This window comes from Erwinia psychrophila, assembly GCF_039023475.1.
Classification (GTDB): Bacteria; Pseudomonadota; Gammaproteobacteria; order Enterobacterales; family Enterobacteriaceae; genus Erwinia.
In genome coordinates this window covers 1-15,731 of record NZ_JBCHVB010000004.1, presented here as the reverse complement: position 1 = coordinate 15,731, position 15,731 = coordinate 1, and the positions used below count along the sequence as shown (strand labels likewise).

The window sequence follows — 15,731 nt, the reverse complement described above, 5'->3', positions numbered from 1 at the left end:
CATGGCAAAGACTATTAAGATTACTCAAACCCGCAGTTCGATCGGCCGTTTGCCAAAACACAAGGCAACGCTGCTTGGCCTGGGTCTGCGTCGTATTAACCACACCGTAGAGCGTGAAGACACGCCAGCTGTACGCGGCATGGTTAACGCGATTTCCTACATGGTTAAAGTGGAGGAGTAACAGATGCGTTTAAATACTCTGTCTCCGGCCGAAGGGTCTAAGCACGCTCCTAAACGTTTAGGTCGTGGTATTGGTTCTGGCCTCGGTAAGACCGGTGGTCGTGGTCACAAAGGTCAGAACTCTCGTTCTGGCGGTGGCGTACGTCGCGGTTTTGAAGGCGGTCAGATGCCTCTGTACCGTCGTCTGCCGAAGTTCGGCTTCACCTCTCGCAAAGCAATGGTTACGGCAGAAGTTCGTCTGTCTGACCTGGCGAAAGTTGAAGGCGGCATCGTCGACCTGAACACGCTGAAAGCGGCCAACATTGTCGGTATTCAGATTGAATTTGCCAAGATTATCCTGTCTGGCGAAGTCACTGCACCGGTAACGGTTCGCGGTCTGCGTGTCACTAAAGGCGCTCGTGCTGCAATCGAAGCTGCTGGCGGTAAAATTGAGGAATAAGTAGCAGATGGCTAAGCAACCGGGATTAGATTTTCAAAGTGCCAAGGGTGGTTTTGGCGAGCTCAAGCGCAGACTTCTGTTTGTGATTGGTGCGCTGATTGTTTTCCGCATTGGCTCTTTTATTCCAATCCCTGGTATCGATGCCACTGTACTTGCCAAACTGCTTGAGCAACAGCGTGGCACCATCATTGAAATGTTTAACATGTTCTCTGGTGGTGCACTGAGTCGTGCTTCTATTTTTGCGCTGGGTATTATGCCGTATATTTCGGCTTCTATTATTATCCAGCTGCTGACGGTGGTTCATCCCGCGTTAGCAGAAATCAAGAAAGAAGGGGAGGCTGGCCGTCGTAAGATTAGCCAGTACACCCGCTACGGCACATTGGTTCTGGGTATATTTCAGTCTATCGGTATTGCTACCGGTTTACCGAATATGCCAGGGATGCAGGGACTGGTGTTAAACCCAGGCTTTGCATTCTACTTTACCGCTGTTGTGAGCCTGGTCACCGGGACAATGTTCCTGATGTGGCTGGGCGAACAGATTACTGAGCGAGGTATCGGTAACGGTATCTCAATCATAATCTTCGCGGGTATCGTTGCGGGTTTACCGCCGGCCATTGGCCATACCATCGAGCAAGCGCGGCAAGGCGACCTGCACTTCCTCCTGTTGCTGTTGGTTGCAGTTCTCGTATTTGCAGTGACCTTCTTCGTTGTTTTCGTTGAGCGTGGTCAACGCCGCATTGTGGTGAACTATGCGAAACGTCAGCAAGGCCGTCGTGTCTATGCTGCACAGAGCACACATTTACCGCTGAAAGTGAACATGGCTGGGGTAATCCCTGCAATTTTCGCCTCCAGCATCATTCTGTTCCCGGCGACCATCGCGTCATGGTTCGGGGGCGGTACCGGTTGGAACTGGCTGACAACTATTTCAATGTATTTGCAGCCCGGACAACCGCTTTATGTGCTACTCTATGCGACTGCAATCATCTTCTTCTGTTTCTTTTATACTGCGCTGGTTTTCAATCCGCGTGAAACAGCAGATAACCTGAAGAAGTCTGGTGCATTTGTACCAGGAATTCGTCCGGGAGAACAGACGGCGAAGTACATCGATAAAGTAATGACACGCCTGACCTTAGTTGGTGCGCTCTACATTACTTTCATCTGCCTGATCCCGGAGTTCATGCGTGATGCGATGAAAGTTCCATTCTACTTCGGCGGCACGTCGCTGCTGATTGTAGTCGTTGTCATCATGGACTTTATGGCTCAAGTGCAAACTCTGATGATGTCAAGTCAGTATGAGTCTGCATTGAAGAAAGCAAACCTGAAAGGCTACGGCCGTTAATCAGGCGCTTGAGAAGTTACGGAGAGTAAAAATGAAAGTTCGTGCTTCCGTCAAGAAATTATGTCGTAACTGCAAAATCGTCCGTCGTGATGGTGTCGTACGTGTGATTTGCAGCGCCGAGCCTAAGCATAAACAGCGTCAAGGCTGATTATTCGCATATTTTTCTTGCAAAGTCGGGTTGAGCTGGCTAGATTAGCCAGCCAATCTTTTGTATGTCTATGCGTTTCCCATTTGAGTATCCTGAAAACGGGCTTTTCGGCATGGGACGCATATTTAATTAGTAGGAGTGCATAGTGGCCCGTATAGCAGGCATTAACATTCCTGATCATAAACATACTGTTATCGCCTTAACCGCGATCTTCGGTATCGGCAAGACCCGTTCACAGGCTATCTGTGCTGCAACCGGTATTGCTGAAAATGTTAAGATCAGTGAGCTGTCTGAAGAGCAAATCGACATTCTGCGTGACGAAGTTGCTAAGTTTGTTGTTGAAGGCGATCTGCGTCGTGAAGTTACCCTGAGCATCAAGCGTCTTATGGACCTTGGTTGCTATCGTGGTTTACGTCATCGTCGTGGTCTACCGGTTCGCGGTCAGCGTACCAAGACCAACGCACGTACCCGCAAGGGTCCGCGTAAACCGATCAAGAAATAATCGGGGTGATTGAATAATGGCAAAGGCACCAGTTCGTGCACGTAAGCGTGTAAGAAAGCAAGTCTCTGATGGCGTGGCTCATGTCCATGCGTCTTTTAACAACACCATCGTGACTATTACCGATCGTCAGGGTAACGCGTTGGGTTGGGCAACAGCCGGTGGTTCCGGTTTCCGTGGTTCTCGTAAGTCTACGCCGTTCGCTGCGCAGGTTGCTGCAGAGCGTTGCGCAGAGGCCGTGAAAGATTACGGTATTAAGAACCTGGAAGTTATGGTTAAGGGTCCAGGTCCAGGCCGCGAATCTACGATTCGTGCTCTGAACGCTGCTGGTTTCCGCATCACGAATATTACTGATGTGACTCCGATCCCTCACAACGGTTGTCGTCCGCCGAAAAAACGTCGCGTATAACGCCCGTTTTTTAGGAATGTTGGAGAAAGAAAATGGCAAGATATTTGGGTCCTAAGCTCAAGCTGAGCCGTCGCGAAGGTACAGACCTCTTCCTGAAGTCTGGCGTTCGCGCGATTGATACCAAGTGTAAGATTGAACAAGCTCCTGGTCAGCACGGTGCGCGTAAACCGCGTCTGTCTGATTACGGTGTGCAGTTACGTGAAAAGCAGAAAGTACGTCGTATGTACGGTGTGCTGGAGCGTCAGTTCCGTAACTATTATAAAGAAGCAGCACGTCTGAAAGGCAACACCGGTGAAAACCTGTTAGCTCTGCTGGAAGGTCGTCTGGATAACGTAGTTTATCGTATGGGCTTTGGCGCCACTCGTGCAGAAGCACGCCAGCTGGTTAGCCACAAATCTATCATGGTAAACGGCCGCGTTGTCAGCATCGCTTCTTATCAGGTAACTCCGAATGACGTTGTTAGCATCCGTGAGAAAGCCAAAAAGCAGTCTCGCGTGAAAGCCGCTCTGGAGCTGGCTGAACAGCGTGAAAAGCCAACCTGGCTGGAAGTTGATGCGACTAAGATGGAAGGTGTGTTCAAACGTATTCCTGAACGTACCGATCTGTCTGCGGACATTAACGAACACCTGATCGTCGAGCTTTACTCCAAGTAAAGCTTAGTACCAAAGAGAGGACACAATGCAGGGTTCTGTGACAGAGTTTCTAAAACCGCGCCTGGTAGATATCGAGCAAGTGAGTTCGACGCACGCCAAGGTGACCCTTGAGCCTTTAGAGCGTGGCTTTGGCCATACTCTTGGTAACGCACTGCGCCGTATTCTGCTTTCATCGATGCCGGGTTGCGCGGTGACCGAGGTTGAAATTGATGGTGTACTACATGAGTACAGCACCAAAGAGGGCGTACAGGAAGATATCCTGGAAATCCTGCTCAACCTGAAAGGGCTGGCGGTAAGAGTTCAGGGGAAAGATGAAGTTATTCTTACTCTGAATAAATCTGGCATTGGCCCTGTGACTGCAGCCGATATCACCCATGATGGTGATGTCGAAATCGTCAAGCCGCAGCACGTTATCTGCCACCTGACTGATGAAAACGCCGCTATTAGCATGCGTATCAAAATTCAGCGTGGTCGTGGTTATGTGCCGGCGTCTGCCCGAATTCATTCGGAAGAAGATGAGCGCCCGATCGGTCGTCTGTTAGTCGACGCCTGCTACAGCCCTGTAGAGCGTATTGCCTACAATGTTGAAGCAGCGCGTGTTGAACAGCGTACCGACCTGGACAAGCTGGTCATCGAAATGGAAACCAACGGCACTATCGATCCTGAAGAAGCGATCCGCCGTGCGGCTACCATCCTGGCAGAACAACTGGAAGCTTTCGTTGACTTACGTGATGTACGTCAGCCGGAAGTGAAAGAAGAGAAACCAGAATTCGATCCGATCCTGCTGCGCCCTGTTGACGATCTGGAATTGACTGTCCGCTCTGCTAACTGCCTTAAGGCAGAAGCTATCCACTACATCGGTGATCTGGTACAGCGTACCGAGGTTGAGCTGCTTAAAACGCCTAACCTTGGTAAAAAATCTCTTACCGAGATTAAAGATGTGCTGGCGTCACGTGGTCTGTCTCTGGGCATGCGCCTGGAAAACTGGCCACCAGCTAGCATTGCTGATGAATAAACCGATCACAGGTTAAGGTTTCACTGAGAAGGATAAGGTCATGCGCCATCGTAAGAGTGGTCGTCAACTGAACCGCAACAGCAGCCATCGTCAGGCTATGTTCCGCAACATGGCTGGCTCTTTGGTTCGTCACGAGATTATCAAGACGACCCTGCCAAAAGCGAAAGAGCTGCGTCGTGTAGTTGAGCCGCTGATTACTCTTGCCAAGACCGACAGCGTAGCTAATCGTCGTCTGGCATTCGCCCGTACTCGTGATAACGAGATCGTGGCAAAACTGTTTAACGAGCTGGGCCCGCGTTTCGCGAGCCGTGCCGGTGGTTACACTCGTATTCTGAAGTGTGGCTTCCGCGCTGGTGACAACGCTCCGATGGCTTACATCGAGCTGGTTGATCGTCCAGAAGCTCAAGCAGAAGCTGCAGCAGAGTAATCTGCTGTCATGTGGAAAAACCGGGCTTGCCCGGTTTTTTTATGCCCGTCATTCACCTCCCCTTCCTTCCGCGTTATTCTTATCTCTGGTTCATGATATCCGGAGGTTGCTATGTGGCTTACAGATCAACTGGCAGAACAGCACATCCTTGCAGCACAAAAGAAAGGCGAACTGGAAAACCTGCCCGGTAGCGGCGAACCCCTCAAGCTGGATGATGACAGTCACGTACCTGCCGAACTCCGCTCTGCTTACCGGTTACTTAAAAATTCAGGCTATCTGCCACCGGAGCTGGCGCTAAGGCGTGAAGCTATCCAGCTCAGCGATCTACTGTCGGGCCTCGATCCTTCAGAAGAGCGCTATGAGCAGTGCAGTAAGCAACTATTGCTGATGAAGATGAAACTACAACAGGCTGGAATGAGCACCGACTTCCTGGCAGGGGATTATGCTGCCGGGCTGAATAAGCATTTCAGGGGAGCAGAATGATGTTCAAAATTGGTCAACTGGCAAAACTTGCTGGCGTCACCCCTGATACGATCCGCTATTATGAGAAACAGCAGATGATGGATCATGAGATCCGCACCGAAGGCGGCTTTCGGCTCTATAGCGATAACGATCTACAGCGTCTTAAATTTATCCGCTACGGGCGGCAGCTGGGTTTCAGCCTTGAGGCTATCCGTGAACTGCTGTCGATCCGGGTTGATCCTGAACATCATACCTGTCAGGAATCTAAAAATATCGTGCAAAACCGTCTGGCAGAGGTCGATGCGATGATCGCTGAGCTTCAGAATATGCAGCGTTCTCTGACGCGCCTCAACGATGCCTGCTGTGGCACCGCGCACAGCAGCGTCTATTGTTCAATACTGGAAGCGTTGGAACAGGGTGCCGTCGCCGATCTCCCCGATTGATTTTTCAGTTATTCAACTCTATATTCTCAGCAAACCAACCAGGAGATGATCATGACCCGTTATCAGCATAAAAAGGGCGTAATCCGGGAGAACGCGCTCGAAGCGCTGTTGCATGACCCACTTTTTAAAGTCCGGATTGAAGTAAACCAGAAAGGTAAAGGCAGCTACAAACGAAAAGAGAAACACGATAAGAAGGGTAACTGGGAGGCCAGTGGTAAAGAAAGCTTTACCACTGGCCTTCTGCTATCACGGTGACTGACATTACCGACGGATTACGTCAGCCGTGGGTCTGATTAAAGCTTCGGTGGGGTATTCTGCTGTTTAAGCAAATCACGGATTTCGGTGAGCAACGTTTCTTCCGCGCTGGGTTTTGGTGCCGGTTTTTCCACTTCTTTCTTCTTATGAAGCTTGTTCATCATCTTGATTGCCAGAAAGATAGCAAAGGCAACGATGATAAAGTCGAACACGTTCTGAATGAAAATACCGTACTGCATAATGACCGCGGGTGTCTCACCTATTGCCGGTTTCAGTTCCCATGCAAACTGCTTAAAATCGATGCCGCCAATCAGTAATCCCAGCGGTGGCATAATGATATTGGCGACCAGTGAAGAGACGATTTTACCGAACGCCGCCCCGATAATCACACCGACGGCCAGATCCACTACGTTGCCGCGCATTGCGAAAGCGCGAAACTCTTTAAACATACTCATTTTTCTCTCCTTTCCTTAGCCAAGCGTTAAGTCTAACAAACGATTGGCCTTTTTCCATTTTCCTGATGATAAATCGCTTCCACCAGGGCAGGAGTGCCTGCGGCAGCCTGAAAACTGCCGGAGAGTTACAGAAAGAATGGGCTTGGCTGGAAGAGCCGCTCCACGTCCGGGACGAATTTCTTATCAGTCAGGAACATAATGACGTGATCGCCTTGTTCAATACGCAAATTATCATTGGCAATCATAACGTCATCGCCGCGCACGACGGCGCCAATGATCGTTCCGGGCGGCAGTTTGATCTCATCGATCAGGCGGCCCACCACCCGGGAAGTGGTTTCGTCACCGTGTGCAATGGCTTCAATTGCTTCAGCAACGCCGCGGCGCAGCGAGGAAACGCTGACAATGTCCGCTTTACGCACGTGGCCAAGCAGCGCGGAAATGGTGGCTTGCTGTGGGGAGATCGCAATATCGATGACGCTGCCCTGCACCAGATCAACATAGGCTTTACGCTGAATCAGCACCATGACTTTTTTGGCGCCCATCCGTTTTGCCAGCATTGCCGACATGATATTGGCTTCATCGTCATTGGTAATGGCGATAAAGAGATCGATCTGATCGATATGTTCTTCTGCCAGCAGCTCCTGATCTGAAGCGTCCCCATAAAACACAATAGTGTTTTGCAACAGTTCGGCAAGTTCTGCAGCACGCTGCTGATCCCGTTCAATCAGTTTTACGCTGTAGTGTTTTTCCAGGCGCAGTGCCAGACCTGAACCGATATTCCCACCGCCGACAATCATTATGCGCTTATAGGGTTTTTCCAGACGCTGGTATTCACTCATCACCGCACGGATATGCTGCGTTGCGGCAACAAAAAATATTTCATCACCCGCTTCAACGATTGTAGAGCCCTGAGGACGGATAGGGCGGTCCTGACGAAATATAGCCACTACGCGAGTATCAATATGGGGCATATGATCGCGCATGATGGCGAGGGCGTTACCGACCAGCGGGCCGCCGTAATATGCCTTAACAACGGCCAGGCTGACCTTGCCCTCGGCAAAATTAACAACCTGCAGCGCGCCCGGATACTCTATCAGCCGGTAAATGTTATCAATGACCAGCTGCTCAGGCGCAATCAGGTGATCGATAGGGACGGCTTCGGCATGAAAGAGCTTACCGGCATCCCGGATATAATCGGGCGCGCGGATACGGGCGATACGATTTGGCGTATTGAACAGCGAATAGGCGACCTGGCAGGCAATCATATTCGTTTCATCTGAGTTCGTGACCGCAACCAGCATATCGGCGTCTTCTGCGCCAGCCTCGCGCAATACCCTGGGATGGGAGCCATGCCCCTGAACGACGCGAAGGTCGAATTTATCCTGCAGGTGGCGCAGGCGAATCGCATCAGTATCAACGACCGTGATGTCGTTGTTTTCACCAACCAGGTTTTCGGCGAGCGTACCGCCCACCTGACCAGCGCCAAGAATGATTATTTTCATTGTGCTTCAGTCTGATTCGTTGGAATAGGGTAGGGCCATGGCGTTTGCCGCACGGCCCGTAAATTATTGCTTAATCAGTTTGGCATAAAAGAAGCCGTCGCCACCCTGAGGATCGGGAAACACCTGTAGGCCGGGCTGCGCCTCGTCACCGGTTTCAGCCAGCCTGGCATCTTCATGGCGTTTAAGGAAGGCTGCGATCTGCAAGGCATTCTCTTCTGGCAGAATGGAGCAGGTGGCATAAAGCATCGTACCGCCTGATTTGAGGCGAGGCCATACAGCATCCAGAATTTGCTGTTGCAGGGCCGCAAGTTCAGCAATGTCGCGGTCACGGCGCAGCCATTTGATATCGGGATGGCGGCGGATGACGCCCGTTGCTGAGCAGGGCGCATCAAGCAGAATACGATCGAAGATAATATCGTCGCACCAGGCTTCCGGAGTACGTCCGTCGCCCACTTTTACCACGGCTTGCATGTTCAGCCGCTGCAAATTCTCTCTAACGCGGGCCAGCCGCTGGGGATCGACGTCCACGGCCATCACATTCGCCTGCGGAGCGGCTTCCAGAATATGGGTTGTCTTCCCACCCGGCGCGGCGCACAGGTCGAGAATCGTTTCACCGTTCTGCGGATTAAGTAAGGCAACGCACCCCTGAGCCGAGGCATCCTGCACCGTAACCCAGCCCTGGTCGAAGCCGGGAAGCTGAGTAACGCCGCAGGGAGTATCCAGGCGCAATGCATCTGTATGGTCAGGATGCGGCTCCGCATTTTTGCCGCTATCCTGCAACAGCCTGAGCCATTCCTCCCGCGTGTGGTGCTGACGATTTACCCGCAGCCACATAGGAGGGCGCTGATTATTAGCCTCAACTATCTGCTGCCACTGTTCAGGCCAGGCGCGTCTGAGACGTTCCAGCAGCCATTTCGGATGCAGATATTTTAAATCGCCTTCCTGCATCGCCTGCGCCAGCTCATCCTGGCGGCGCTGAAACTGGCGAAGCACGCCGTTTATCAGGCCTTTTAACTGCTGGCGACGTAAGGCTACAGCGCCTTCAACGGTTTCTGCCAGCGCAGCATGGGCCGGGATCCGGGTAAACAGGAGCTGATAAAGGCCGACCATAATCAAAAAATGGACAGTGCGCTGCTTACCGGTCATTGGGCGCTCCATGAGCTGGCCAATAATCCACTCCAGCTGTGGCAGCGTGCGCAGAACGCCGTAGCAAATCTCCTGCAGGAGCGCGGCGTCTTTATCCGCCAGCGTTTTTTGCGCCGCAGGCAGCACATTGCTGAGCGACTGGCCCTGTTCGACCACTTTCTCGAGAGTCTGGGCAGCAACGCTGCGTAAATTAATAGTTTTTTTCATAGGGATCGCATTGTAAAACCGGCCCGGGTGTTAGCCGGGCCGATGCATCAGGCAAGAACCTTGCCCAGGGAGAACCAGTCACGGCGGGAGTTAAGCAGATCGTTAGCCGTCATCGCCTTCTTACCGGCTGGCTGGAGCACTTCAATATTCAGCACGCCGTCTGCGGTAGCGATCTGAATACCTTGTTTATCCGCCTGCAAGATCTCGCCTGGCTGCTTTTCAACATGGGGCAACACGGAGGCTGACCAGACTTTAACGGGCAGATCGTCAATCATAAAATAACTGACAGGCCAGGGGTTAAAAGCACGAATGCAGCGCTCCAGTTGCGCAGCGGAAAGCGACCAGTTAAGTTTCGCCTCTTCTTTACTGAGCTTGTCCGCATAGCTGACCAATGCTTCATCCTGCACTTCGGGGATCGCCGTGCCCTGTGCCAGCTGCTCAAGCGTATTAAGCATGCCCTCAGGCCCCAGTTCCGCCAGTTTATTATATAAAGTTGCGCTGGTGTCCGTGGCTTCTATCGGACAGGAAAGCTTGTACAGCATGTCGCCGGTATCCAGACCTTCGTCCATCTGCATAATCGTCACGCCGGTTTCGCTGTCTCCGGCCCAGAGCGAGCGCTGAATAGGCGCGGCGCCGCGCCATTTAGGCAGTAGCGAACCGTGTACGTTGATGCATCCCAGACGCGGCATAGCAAGTACCGCCGCCGGAAGAATCAGTCCGTAGGCCACCACGACCATAACGTCAGCTTTCAGCGCGGAGACCAGTTGCTGATTCTCCTCCGGACGTAAGGATTTAGGCTGGAACACTGGCAGACCATGCTGTTCCGCCAGCTGTTTCACCGGGCTTGCCGTCACTTTGTTGCCGCGACCGGCGGGACGATCGGGTTGGGTAAAGACACCAACCACGTTATGCCGGGAAGCCAGCAGCGCGTCGAGATGACGCGCTGCAAAGTCAGGGGTACCGGCAAAGATAATGTTTAAGGAGTCGGACACAATCTTCCCTTCTTTAACGGCGCATCAGTCACGGGCATTCTGACGATAGAGTTTTTCCAGTTTCTGGCGAATACGCTGACGTTTCATTGGCGACAGGTAATCAATAAAGAGCTTACCGACGAGATGATCCATTTCATGCTGAATACAAATAGCCAGCAGGCCATCCGCTTCAAGCTCATAGGTATTGCCTTCACGATCCAGCGCACGGATTTTGACTCTTTCTGAACGAGGGACCAGTGCCCGCTGTTCAGGAATAGAAAGGCAACCTTCCTCAATACCGGTTTCGCCGCTTTTTTCCAGCATCTCCGGATTAATCAGCACCAGACGCTCATCGCGATTTTCTGAAACATCGATTACGATAATTCGCTGATGAATATCGACCTGCGTGGCGGCAAGACCGATACCTTCTTCGGCATACATCGTTTCAAACATATCATCCACGATGCGCTGAATATCAGCGGTAACTTCTTTAACGGGTTTCGCAACGATGCGCAGGCGCTCGTCAGGAAAATGTAATACCTGCAAAACTGACATAACTTTCCAGATCTGTGTTCAAGGGATTAGGCGTTTATCTTTCTTATTGTAGACATTTCGCCATCTGATTGACAGCATTCCCGGCAGGTTAGCGCTGTGAATAAACGGACCGGGAGAAGGATAGCGACGATGGCACCCATGGAGATTTGGTTACGCCTTTCCGGCGTAAGAGGTTTGAAGGGAGAACAGCGTAATTCGATCGCAAACTTCCTGATACACCAGCCACAGACGGGAAAGCTGGAGCTTGCCCAGGCTGGGCTTACAGAAGAGCAGCGCTACGCATTTCTTCATTACTCCTCCTCTGTGATTGCAGAGACGTACGCCTGGCTGGAAAATCCCGGGCACCATTTCATTACCTGCGATCACATGCATTACCCTGAGAGGCTTAAGCAGATCGCTAACTCGCCTTCCTGCCTGTTTGTGCAGGGCGATCCGGGAATTCTGGCCACGCCACAAATTGCCGTTGTAGGCAGCCGGGATTGCTCTGTCTATGGGCGTCATTGGGGGACGTACTTTACTCAGACGCTGGCGCAGAACGGCCTGACTGTCACCAGCGGATTAGCGCTGGGGATCGACGGTATTGCGCATCGCGCCGCCCTGGAGGCGAGCGGTAAAACGCTCGCCGTGTTAGGAAGCGGCCTGAACCATATCTATCCACGAAGGCATCTCGGGCTGGCAAAAGAGATTGTCTCCAGCGGTGGGGCGATCGTTTCTGAGTTTCCGCTGGCTACCAGGCCGCATGCGCACAACTTTCCCCGGCGTAACCGTATTATCAGCGGTCTGAGCCTGGGCGTTCTGGTCGTGGAAGCCACGTTCAGGAGCGGCTCTCTGGTGACTGCTCGTCTGGCGCTGGAGCAAGACCGGGACGTCTATGCTATCCCAGGCGCGATTGGTAATCCCGGTAGCGAAGGACCTCACTGGCTTATTCAGCAGGGTGCATTATTAACCGCTCACCCCGATGCCATCCTTGAACAGCTGCAAAGTGACCTCGCCTGGCTGCCCTCTGTGACAGAGGCATCAATATATTCTCAAGGGGAAGACAATACGCCATTGCCATTTGCTGATGTGTTGGCTAACGTAGGAGATGAGGTTACACCTGTTGACGTCGTCGCTGAACGTGCCGGCCAACCTGTGCCAGTCATCGTAGCTAAGCTGCTTGAGTTGGAGTTAGCAGGGTGGATCGCAGCTGTACCCGGCGGCTATGTCCGATTGAGGAGGGCAAGCCATGTTCGACGTACTCATGTACTTATTTGAAACGTATATCCACAACGAAGCAGAAGTGCGCGTTGACCAGGATAAATTGACTGATGATTTAACCGATGCCGGTTTTCATCGGGAAGATATTTATAATGCGTTGAACTGGTTGGAAAAGCTTGCAGATTATCAGGACGGATTAGTCGCTCCGATTCTGTTAGCTACCGATCCGCTGTCTATGCGTATTTACACCGAAGAAGAAGGCCAGCGTTTAGATGCCAACTGCCGTGGTTTTATTCTGTTCCTGGAGCAAATTCAGGTGCTGAATCTGGAAACCCGGGAAATGGTCATTGAGCGAATTATGGCGCTGGATACGCTCGAGTTCGATCTTGAAGATCTCAAATGGGTGGTGCTGATGGTACTGTTTAACATCCCGGGATGTGAAAACGCCTATCAGCAAATGGAAGAACTTCTTTTTGACGTCAATGAAGGAGTCGTGCACTGAAGAGACCCTTCGTGTAACAGATGCTATGAATAAAACAGCGCTCTTCGCTGTGCGAAAAAATGAACCCTGCCCCCAGTGTGGGGCAGAATTGGTTATTCGCTCCGGGAAGCATGGCGCCTTTCTCGGATGCTCGCACTACCCTGAATGTGATTTTGTCCGGCCCCTGAAAAGTCAGGCGGATGGACATGTCGTGAAAGTACTGGAAGGACAATTATGTCCTCAGTGCCACTCTGAACTGGTTCTCCGACAGGGCCGTTACGGTATGTTTATTGCCTGTAGCGGTTATCCTGAATGTGAGCATACCGAACTGATTGATAAACCAGACGAAACAACACTTTCATGTCCGCAATGCCAGCGCGGTAAGCTGGTGCAGCGGCGTTCGCGCTATGGAAAAACCTTTCATGCCTGCGATCGCTATCCGGACTGTCAGTTTGCGGTAAACGCCACGCCGGTAGAGGGTGAGTGTCAGTTTTGCCATTTCCCCCTTCTGATTGAGAAAAAAACGGCACGCGGAGCGAAGCGCTTTTGCGCCAGTAAAGCGTGTGGGAAGCCCGTAACAGCAGGAAACAGCAGTGAGCAATGATGTATTAACCGGTTTAGCGGCCAACTGCCTTGCGCAGCTACAGCAAGGGGCGGTTATCGCCTATCCAACCGAAGCGGTGTTTGGTCTGGGATGCGATCCTGACAGTGCGTCTGCGGTCAGAGAGCTTCTAAAGCTCAAGCAAAGGCCTGTCGAGAAAGGACTGATCCTTATTGCGGCCGACTATGCGCAGCTACAGCCCTATATAGATGATGCTGTCCTGTCCGACGCGCAAAGAGAACGCATGTTTTCGCGCTGGCCCGGCCCTGTCACCTGGGTCATGCCGGCAAAATCAGAGACGCCAGCGTGGCTGACCGGCCGCTTTGCTTCGCTGGCGGTACGGGTCAGCGATCATCCCGGCGTTCAGCAACTGTGTCGTGCTTTTAATAAGCCGCTGGTTTCAACCAGTGCCAACCTCAGCGGATTACCCCCCTGCCGTACGGAGGAGGAGGTCAAAGCCCAGTTTGGCATCGACTTTCCCGTTATGCCGGGCATGACGGGAGGGCGGCTGAATCCGTCCGAAATACGCGATGTATTAACCGGCGAACTTATTCGTCAGGGATAACGGAAATAGTATGCAGAATTTCGCCGTCTTCGGAAATCCAGTCAGCCACAGTAAGTCTCCGCGCATCCATCAGCTTTTTGCTGAGCAGACAGGGATAGCCCATCACTATGGGCGTATCTGTGCGCCTGCGGATGCTTTCAGGCAGTCGGTTGACGAATTTATTGCGCAGGGCGGCAAGGGCGCTAATGTCACTTTGCCGTTTAAAGAACAGGCTTATGAACTTGCCAGCGAGCTTAGCGAGAGAGCGTCCATGGCGGGCGCGGTAAATACGCTTAAGTTTCTGAGTGAGGGCCGCCTGTTTGGCGATAATACTGATGGTATCGGTTTATTGAGCGACCTGGAAAGATTGCAGCTGATTACGCCTACGGATCGCATCCTGCTGGTGGGGGCTGGTGGTGCAGCGCGTGGCGTTATTCTTCCTCTGCTTTCTTTCGGCTGTGCGCTGACAATCACTAACCGGACAGTTGCAAAAGCAGAGAAGCTGGCTGAGATTTTCCAGCACGCGGGAGAGATCGACGCGATCGGCATGGATGATCTCTGCGGCCAGCAGTTTGATCTGATCATTAATGCCACATCCAGCGGTGTGGACGGGAACATCCCGGCTCTGCCTGTTTCCCTGATAGATAAAGAAACCCGCTGTTATGACATGTTTTATCAGGCTGGTTTAACGCCTTTCCTGAACTGGTGCCGCAACCAGGGTGCCATTCATCTGGCCGATGGTCTTGGTATGCTGGTGGGGCAGGCGGCACATGCCTTCCAGCTCTGGCATGGCGTCCTTCCGGATAGCGCGCCAGTTATCGCCATACTTAAATCTGAATTGCAGCGATGAATCAGGCTATTCAGTTTCCCGATCGTGAGTGGTGGGATGAGAAGATTAACGCTATCTGTTTCCCGGCTTTGGTAAACGGCTTCCAGATTACCTGTGCAATACGCGGCGAAGCGATCGTCCGCCGCTTTGGTGAGCATCAGGAGCCGCTGACCCACTTTCGCCTTAACCGCTGGGATATTGAAGATGAAGCGGAGCAGGCGATAAAAGAAGAACGGGAAGATACTCAGGGTTGGCTCTGGCTCTCCTGAGCCAGATAATCATCTTTCCAGCCGACATAGTTATTAGAGGAGTAAAGCAAACCTGCAATCTCTTTTTCGGTAAGCGGACGGATCTGCTTAACCGGACTGCCTAAATAAAGAAAACCGCTTTGCAGGCGTTTGCCTGGCGGTACTAAGCTTCCCGCGCCGATCATCACGTCATTCTCTACCACGACACCATCCAGCAGGATCGACCCCATCCCTACCAGCACCCGATCGCCAATAGTACAGCCGTGAAGCATCGCTTTATGGCCAACGGTTACGTCCTCGCCCACGATAAGCGGATATCCTTCCGGATTAGCGGGGGACTTATGCGTGACGTGCAGGACGCTTCCATCCTGAATATTGCTCCGTTTGCCTATCTCGACTTTATTAACGTCACCCCGGATAGCAACCAGTGGCCAGATACTGACGTCATCACCCAGCATGACATCTCCAACCACCACGCTTGAAGGATCCACCAGAACGCGGAGCCCCAGTCGGGGAAAGACATTTTTAAATGCTCTTAACTTCTCTGACATAACCACCTCTATACAGACTGGAGCCCTGAAGCCTATGCCGCGGAAGGTAAGCAATCAATGATGGCTGATAAAATTGCGTCATTTATGTGCGGATCGTCTGAGATCTCAGCGGAAAGTTTGAAAATTCAGCAACCAGACATAAAGATCTAAAAAAGGCTTGTGCTCTCAGAACGGA

At 52.1% G+C, this 15,731-nt stretch carries 24 protein-coding genes; 18 read left to right on the top strand and 6 right to left on the bottom strand.

The genetic code is table 11. The annotated features are described in order from the left end of the window. Position 1 precedes the first annotated feature (1 nt). From rpmD to AAH446_RS11075, 12 genes are all read left to right on the top strand, one after another. Positions 2-181 (top strand): 50S ribosomal protein L30, encoded by a 180-nt coding sequence (rpmD, locus tag AAH446_RS11130; RefSeq protein ID WP_004160569.1) that lies wholly within the window; start codon positions 2-4, stop codon positions 179-181. A gap of 3 nt (positions 182-184) precedes the next feature. Continuing rightward, on the top strand, positions 185-619 hold the full coding sequence (gene rplO, locus AAH446_RS11125; protein ID WP_342906779.1) for a 50S ribosomal protein L15: 435 nt from the start codon (positions 185-187) through the stop codon (positions 617-619). A gap of 7 nt (positions 620-626) precedes the next feature. Beyond that, positions 627-1,958, top strand: a complete 1,332-nt coding sequence (gene secY / locus AAH446_RS11120; protein ID WP_124233601.1) for a preprotein translocase subunit SecY — start codon at positions 627-629, stop codon at positions 1,956-1,958. Between the two features lie 31 nt (positions 1,959-1,989). Further along, complete coding sequence (rpmJ, locus tag AAH446_RS11115) at positions 1,990-2,106, top strand: 50S ribosomal protein L36 (RefSeq protein ID WP_020322760.1); 117 nt, start codon at positions 1,990-1,992, stop codon at positions 2,104-2,106. Positions 2,107-2,251: 145 nt separating this feature from the next. After that, complete coding sequence (rpsM, locus tag AAH446_RS11110) at positions 2,252-2,608, top strand: 30S ribosomal protein S13 (RefSeq protein WP_024966593.1); 357 nt, start codon at positions 2,252-2,254, stop codon at positions 2,606-2,608. 16 nt (positions 2,609-2,624) lie between these two features. Continuing rightward, on the top strand, positions 2,625-3,014 hold the full coding sequence (gene rpsK / locus AAH446_RS11105) for a 30S ribosomal protein S11 (protein ID WP_004160563.1): 390 nt from the start codon (positions 2,625-2,627) through the stop codon (positions 3,012-3,014). Positions 3,015-3,046: 32 nt separating this feature from the next. Continuing rightward, positions 3,047-3,667: a 30S ribosomal protein S4 gene (rpsD, locus tag AAH446_RS11100; protein ID WP_024966594.1), complete on the top strand. Its 621-nt coding sequence runs from the start codon at positions 3,047-3,049 to the stop codon at positions 3,665-3,667. A 25-nt stretch (positions 3,668-3,692) separates the two neighbouring features. Next, positions 3,693-4,682 carry a DNA-directed RNA polymerase subunit alpha gene (locus tag AAH446_RS11095; RefSeq protein ID WP_034899656.1) on the top strand — a complete coding sequence of 330 codons (990 nt, stop codon included), beginning with the start codon at positions 3,693-3,695 and terminating at the stop codon, positions 4,680-4,682. A gap of 40 nt (positions 4,683-4,722) precedes the next feature. Continuing rightward, complete coding sequence (rplQ, locus tag AAH446_RS11090; RefSeq protein ID WP_003850180.1) at positions 4,723-5,109, top strand: 50S ribosomal protein L17; 387 nt, start codon at positions 4,723-4,725, stop codon at positions 5,107-5,109. A 111-nt stretch (positions 5,110-5,220) separates the two neighbouring features. After that, positions 5,221-5,592 carry a DnaJ family domain-containing protein gene (locus AAH446_RS11085; protein WP_342906778.1) on the top strand — a complete coding sequence of 124 codons (372 nt, stop codon included), beginning with the start codon at positions 5,221-5,223 and terminating at the stop codon, positions 5,590-5,592. Continuing rightward, positions 5,592-6,014: a Zn(2+)-responsive transcriptional regulator gene (gene zntR, locus AAH446_RS11080; protein ID WP_342907115.1), complete on the top strand. Its 423-nt coding sequence runs from the start codon at positions 5,592-5,594 to the stop codon at positions 6,012-6,014. The genes AAH446_RS11085 and zntR overlap by 1 nt, the downstream gene beginning before the upstream one ends. A 51-nt stretch (positions 6,015-6,065) precedes the next feature. Next, positions 6,066-6,269 (top strand): alternative ribosome-rescue factor A, encoded by a 204-nt coding sequence (locus tag AAH446_RS11075; protein WP_342906777.1) that lies wholly within the window; start codon positions 6,066-6,068, stop codon positions 6,267-6,269. Positions 6,270-6,307: 38 nt separating this feature from the next. Here the strand turns inward: AAH446_RS11075 and mscL are convergent, their stop codons facing one another. The 5 genes from mscL to def all read right to left on the bottom strand — a co-directional run bounded on the left by mscL (position 6,308) and on the right by def (position 11,105). Then, a complete protein-coding gene (gene mscL, locus AAH446_RS11070; protein ID WP_342906776.1) occupies positions 6,308-6,724 on the bottom strand; it encodes a large-conductance mechanosensitive channel protein MscL in 417 nt (138 codons plus the stop codon). A gap of 125 nt (positions 6,725-6,849) precedes the next feature. Then, positions 6,850-8,226 (bottom strand): Trk system potassium transporter TrkA, encoded by a 1,377-nt coding sequence (gene trkA / locus AAH446_RS11065; protein ID WP_342906775.1) that lies wholly within the window; start codon positions 8,224-8,226, stop codon positions 6,850-6,852. A 63-nt stretch (positions 8,227-8,289) separates the two neighbouring features. Further along, a complete protein-coding gene (rsmB, locus tag AAH446_RS11060) occupies positions 8,290-9,579 on the bottom strand; it encodes a 16S rRNA (cytosine(967)-C(5))-methyltransferase RsmB (RefSeq protein ID WP_342906774.1) in 1,290 nt (429 codons plus the stop codon). A 47-nt stretch (positions 9,580-9,626) separates the two neighbouring features. Next, complete coding sequence (fmt, locus tag AAH446_RS11055) at positions 9,627-10,571, bottom strand: methionyl-tRNA formyltransferase (protein ID WP_342906773.1); 945 nt, start codon at positions 10,569-10,571, stop codon at positions 9,627-9,629. Between the two features lie 24 nt (positions 10,572-10,595). After that, positions 10,596-11,105 (bottom strand): peptide deformylase, encoded by a 510-nt coding sequence (gene def / locus AAH446_RS11050; protein ID WP_342906772.1) that lies wholly within the window; start codon positions 11,103-11,105, stop codon positions 10,596-10,598. Between the two features lie 129 nt (positions 11,106-11,234). Here def and dprA point away from each other — a divergent pair, with 129 nt between their 5' ends. Genes dprA through AAH446_RS11020 form a run of 6 tightly spaced genes read left to right on the top strand, consistent with a single transcriptional unit; the run spans position 11,235 to position 15,026 of the window. Next, positions 11,235-12,359, top strand: a complete 1,125-nt coding sequence (dprA, locus tag AAH446_RS11045; RefSeq protein WP_342907114.1) for a DNA-protecting protein DprA — start codon at positions 11,235-11,237, stop codon at positions 12,357-12,359. Then, positions 12,331-12,804 (top strand): DUF494 family protein Smg, encoded by a 474-nt coding sequence (gene smg, locus AAH446_RS11040; RefSeq protein WP_342906771.1) that lies wholly within the window; start codon positions 12,331-12,333, stop codon positions 12,802-12,804. Before dprA ends, smg begins: the two co-directional genes overlap by 29 nt. Before the next feature lie 25 nt (positions 12,805-12,829). Beyond that, positions 12,830-13,387, top strand: coding sequence for a DNA topoisomerase family protein (locus AAH446_RS11035; RefSeq protein ID WP_342907113.1), 558 nt, complete (start codon positions 12,830-12,832; stop codon positions 13,385-13,387). After that, entirely contained in the window at positions 13,377-13,949 is a 573-nt protein-coding gene (tsaC, locus tag AAH446_RS11030; protein ID WP_342906770.1) for an L-threonylcarbamoyladenylate synthase type 1 TsaC, read from the top strand. The genes AAH446_RS11035 and tsaC overlap by 11 nt, the downstream gene beginning before the upstream one ends. A 10-nt stretch (positions 13,950-13,959) precedes the next feature. Continuing rightward, complete coding sequence (gene aroE, locus AAH446_RS11025) at positions 13,960-14,778, top strand: shikimate dehydrogenase (protein WP_342906769.1); 819 nt, start codon at positions 13,960-13,962, stop codon at positions 14,776-14,778. Beyond that, on the top strand, positions 14,775-15,026 hold the full coding sequence (locus AAH446_RS11020; RefSeq protein ID WP_342906768.1) for a DUF1488 family protein: 252 nt from the start codon (positions 14,775-14,777) through the stop codon (positions 15,024-15,026). Before aroE ends, AAH446_RS11020 begins: the two co-directional genes overlap by 4 nt. Here the strand turns inward: AAH446_RS11020 and AAH446_RS11015 are convergent. Further along, positions 15,002-15,556 (bottom strand): gamma carbonic anhydrase family protein, encoded by a 555-nt coding sequence (locus tag AAH446_RS11015; protein WP_342906767.1) that lies wholly within the window; start codon positions 15,554-15,556, stop codon positions 15,002-15,004. The genes AAH446_RS11020 and AAH446_RS11015 overlap by 25 nt on opposite strands. Positions 15,557-15,731 lie beyond the last annotated feature (175 nt).

Coding starts and splice junctions, on each gene's coding strand:
- dprA (WP_342907114.1), top strand. CDS start 11,235: ATGGCACCCATGGAGATTTGGTTACGCCTTTCCGGCGTAAGAGGTTTG.
- rplQ (WP_003850180.1), top strand. CDS start 4,723: ATGCGCCATCGTAAGAGTGGTCGTCAACTGAACCGCAACAGCAGCCAT.
- rpsK (WP_004160563.1), top strand. CDS start 2,625: ATGGCAAAGGCACCAGTTCGTGCACGTAAGCGTGTAAGAAAGCAAGTC.
- secY (WP_124233601.1), top strand. CDS start 627: ATGGCTAAGCAACCGGGATTAGATTTTCAAAGTGCCAAGGGTGGTTTT.
- rpmD (WP_004160569.1), top strand. CDS start 2: ATGGCAAAGACTATTAAGATTACTCAAACCCGCAGTTCGATCGGCCGT.
- smg (WP_342906771.1), top strand. CDS start 12,331: ATGTTCGACGTACTCATGTACTTATTTGAAACGTATATCCACAACGAA.
- zntR (WP_342907115.1), top strand. CDS start 5,592: ATGTTCAAAATTGGTCAACTGGCAAAACTTGCTGGCGTCACCCCTGAT.
- AAH446_RS11020 (WP_342906768.1), top strand. CDS start 14,775: ATGAATCAGGCTATTCAGTTTCCCGATCGTGAGTGGTGGGATGAGAAG.
- mscL (WP_342906776.1), bottom strand. CDS start 6,724: ATGAGTATGTTTAAAGAGTTTCGCGCTTTCGCAATGCGCGGCAACGTA.
- AAH446_RS11085 (WP_342906778.1), top strand. CDS start 5,221: ATGTGGCTTACAGATCAACTGGCAGAACAGCACATCCTTGCAGCACAA.
- AAH446_RS11095 (WP_034899656.1), top strand. CDS start 3,693: ATGCAGGGTTCTGTGACAGAGTTTCTAAAACCGCGCCTGGTAGATATC.
- AAH446_RS11075 (WP_342906777.1), top strand. CDS start 6,066: ATGACCCGTTATCAGCATAAAAAGGGCGTAATCCGGGAGAACGCGCTC.
- AAH446_RS11015 (WP_342906767.1), bottom strand. CDS start 15,556: ATGTCAGAGAAGTTAAGAGCATTTAAAAATGTCTTTCCCCGACTGGGG.
- rpsD (WP_024966594.1), top strand. CDS start 3,047: ATGGCAAGATATTTGGGTCCTAAGCTCAAGCTGAGCCGTCGCGAAGGT.
- AAH446_RS11035 (WP_342907113.1), top strand. CDS start 12,830: ATGAATAAAACAGCGCTCTTCGCTGTGCGAAAAAATGAACCCTGCCCC.
- def (WP_342906772.1), bottom strand. CDS start 11,105: ATGTCAGTTTTGCAGGTATTACATTTTCCTGACGAGCGCCTGCGCATC.
- rsmB (WP_342906774.1), bottom strand. CDS start 9,579: ATGAAAAAAACTATTAATTTACGCAGCGTTGCTGCCCAGACTCTCGAG.
- aroE (WP_342906769.1), top strand. CDS start 13,960: ATGCAGAATTTCGCCGTCTTCGGAAATCCAGTCAGCCACAGTAAGTCT.
- rpmJ (WP_020322760.1), top strand. CDS start 1,990: ATGAAAGTTCGTGCTTCCGTCAAGAAATTATGTCGTAACTGCAAAATC.
- rplO (WP_342906779.1), top strand. CDS start 185: ATGCGTTTAAATACTCTGTCTCCGGCCGAAGGGTCTAAGCACGCTCCT.
- trkA (WP_342906775.1), bottom strand. CDS start 8,226: ATGAAAATAATCATTCTTGGCGCTGGTCAGGTGGGCGGTACGCTCGCC.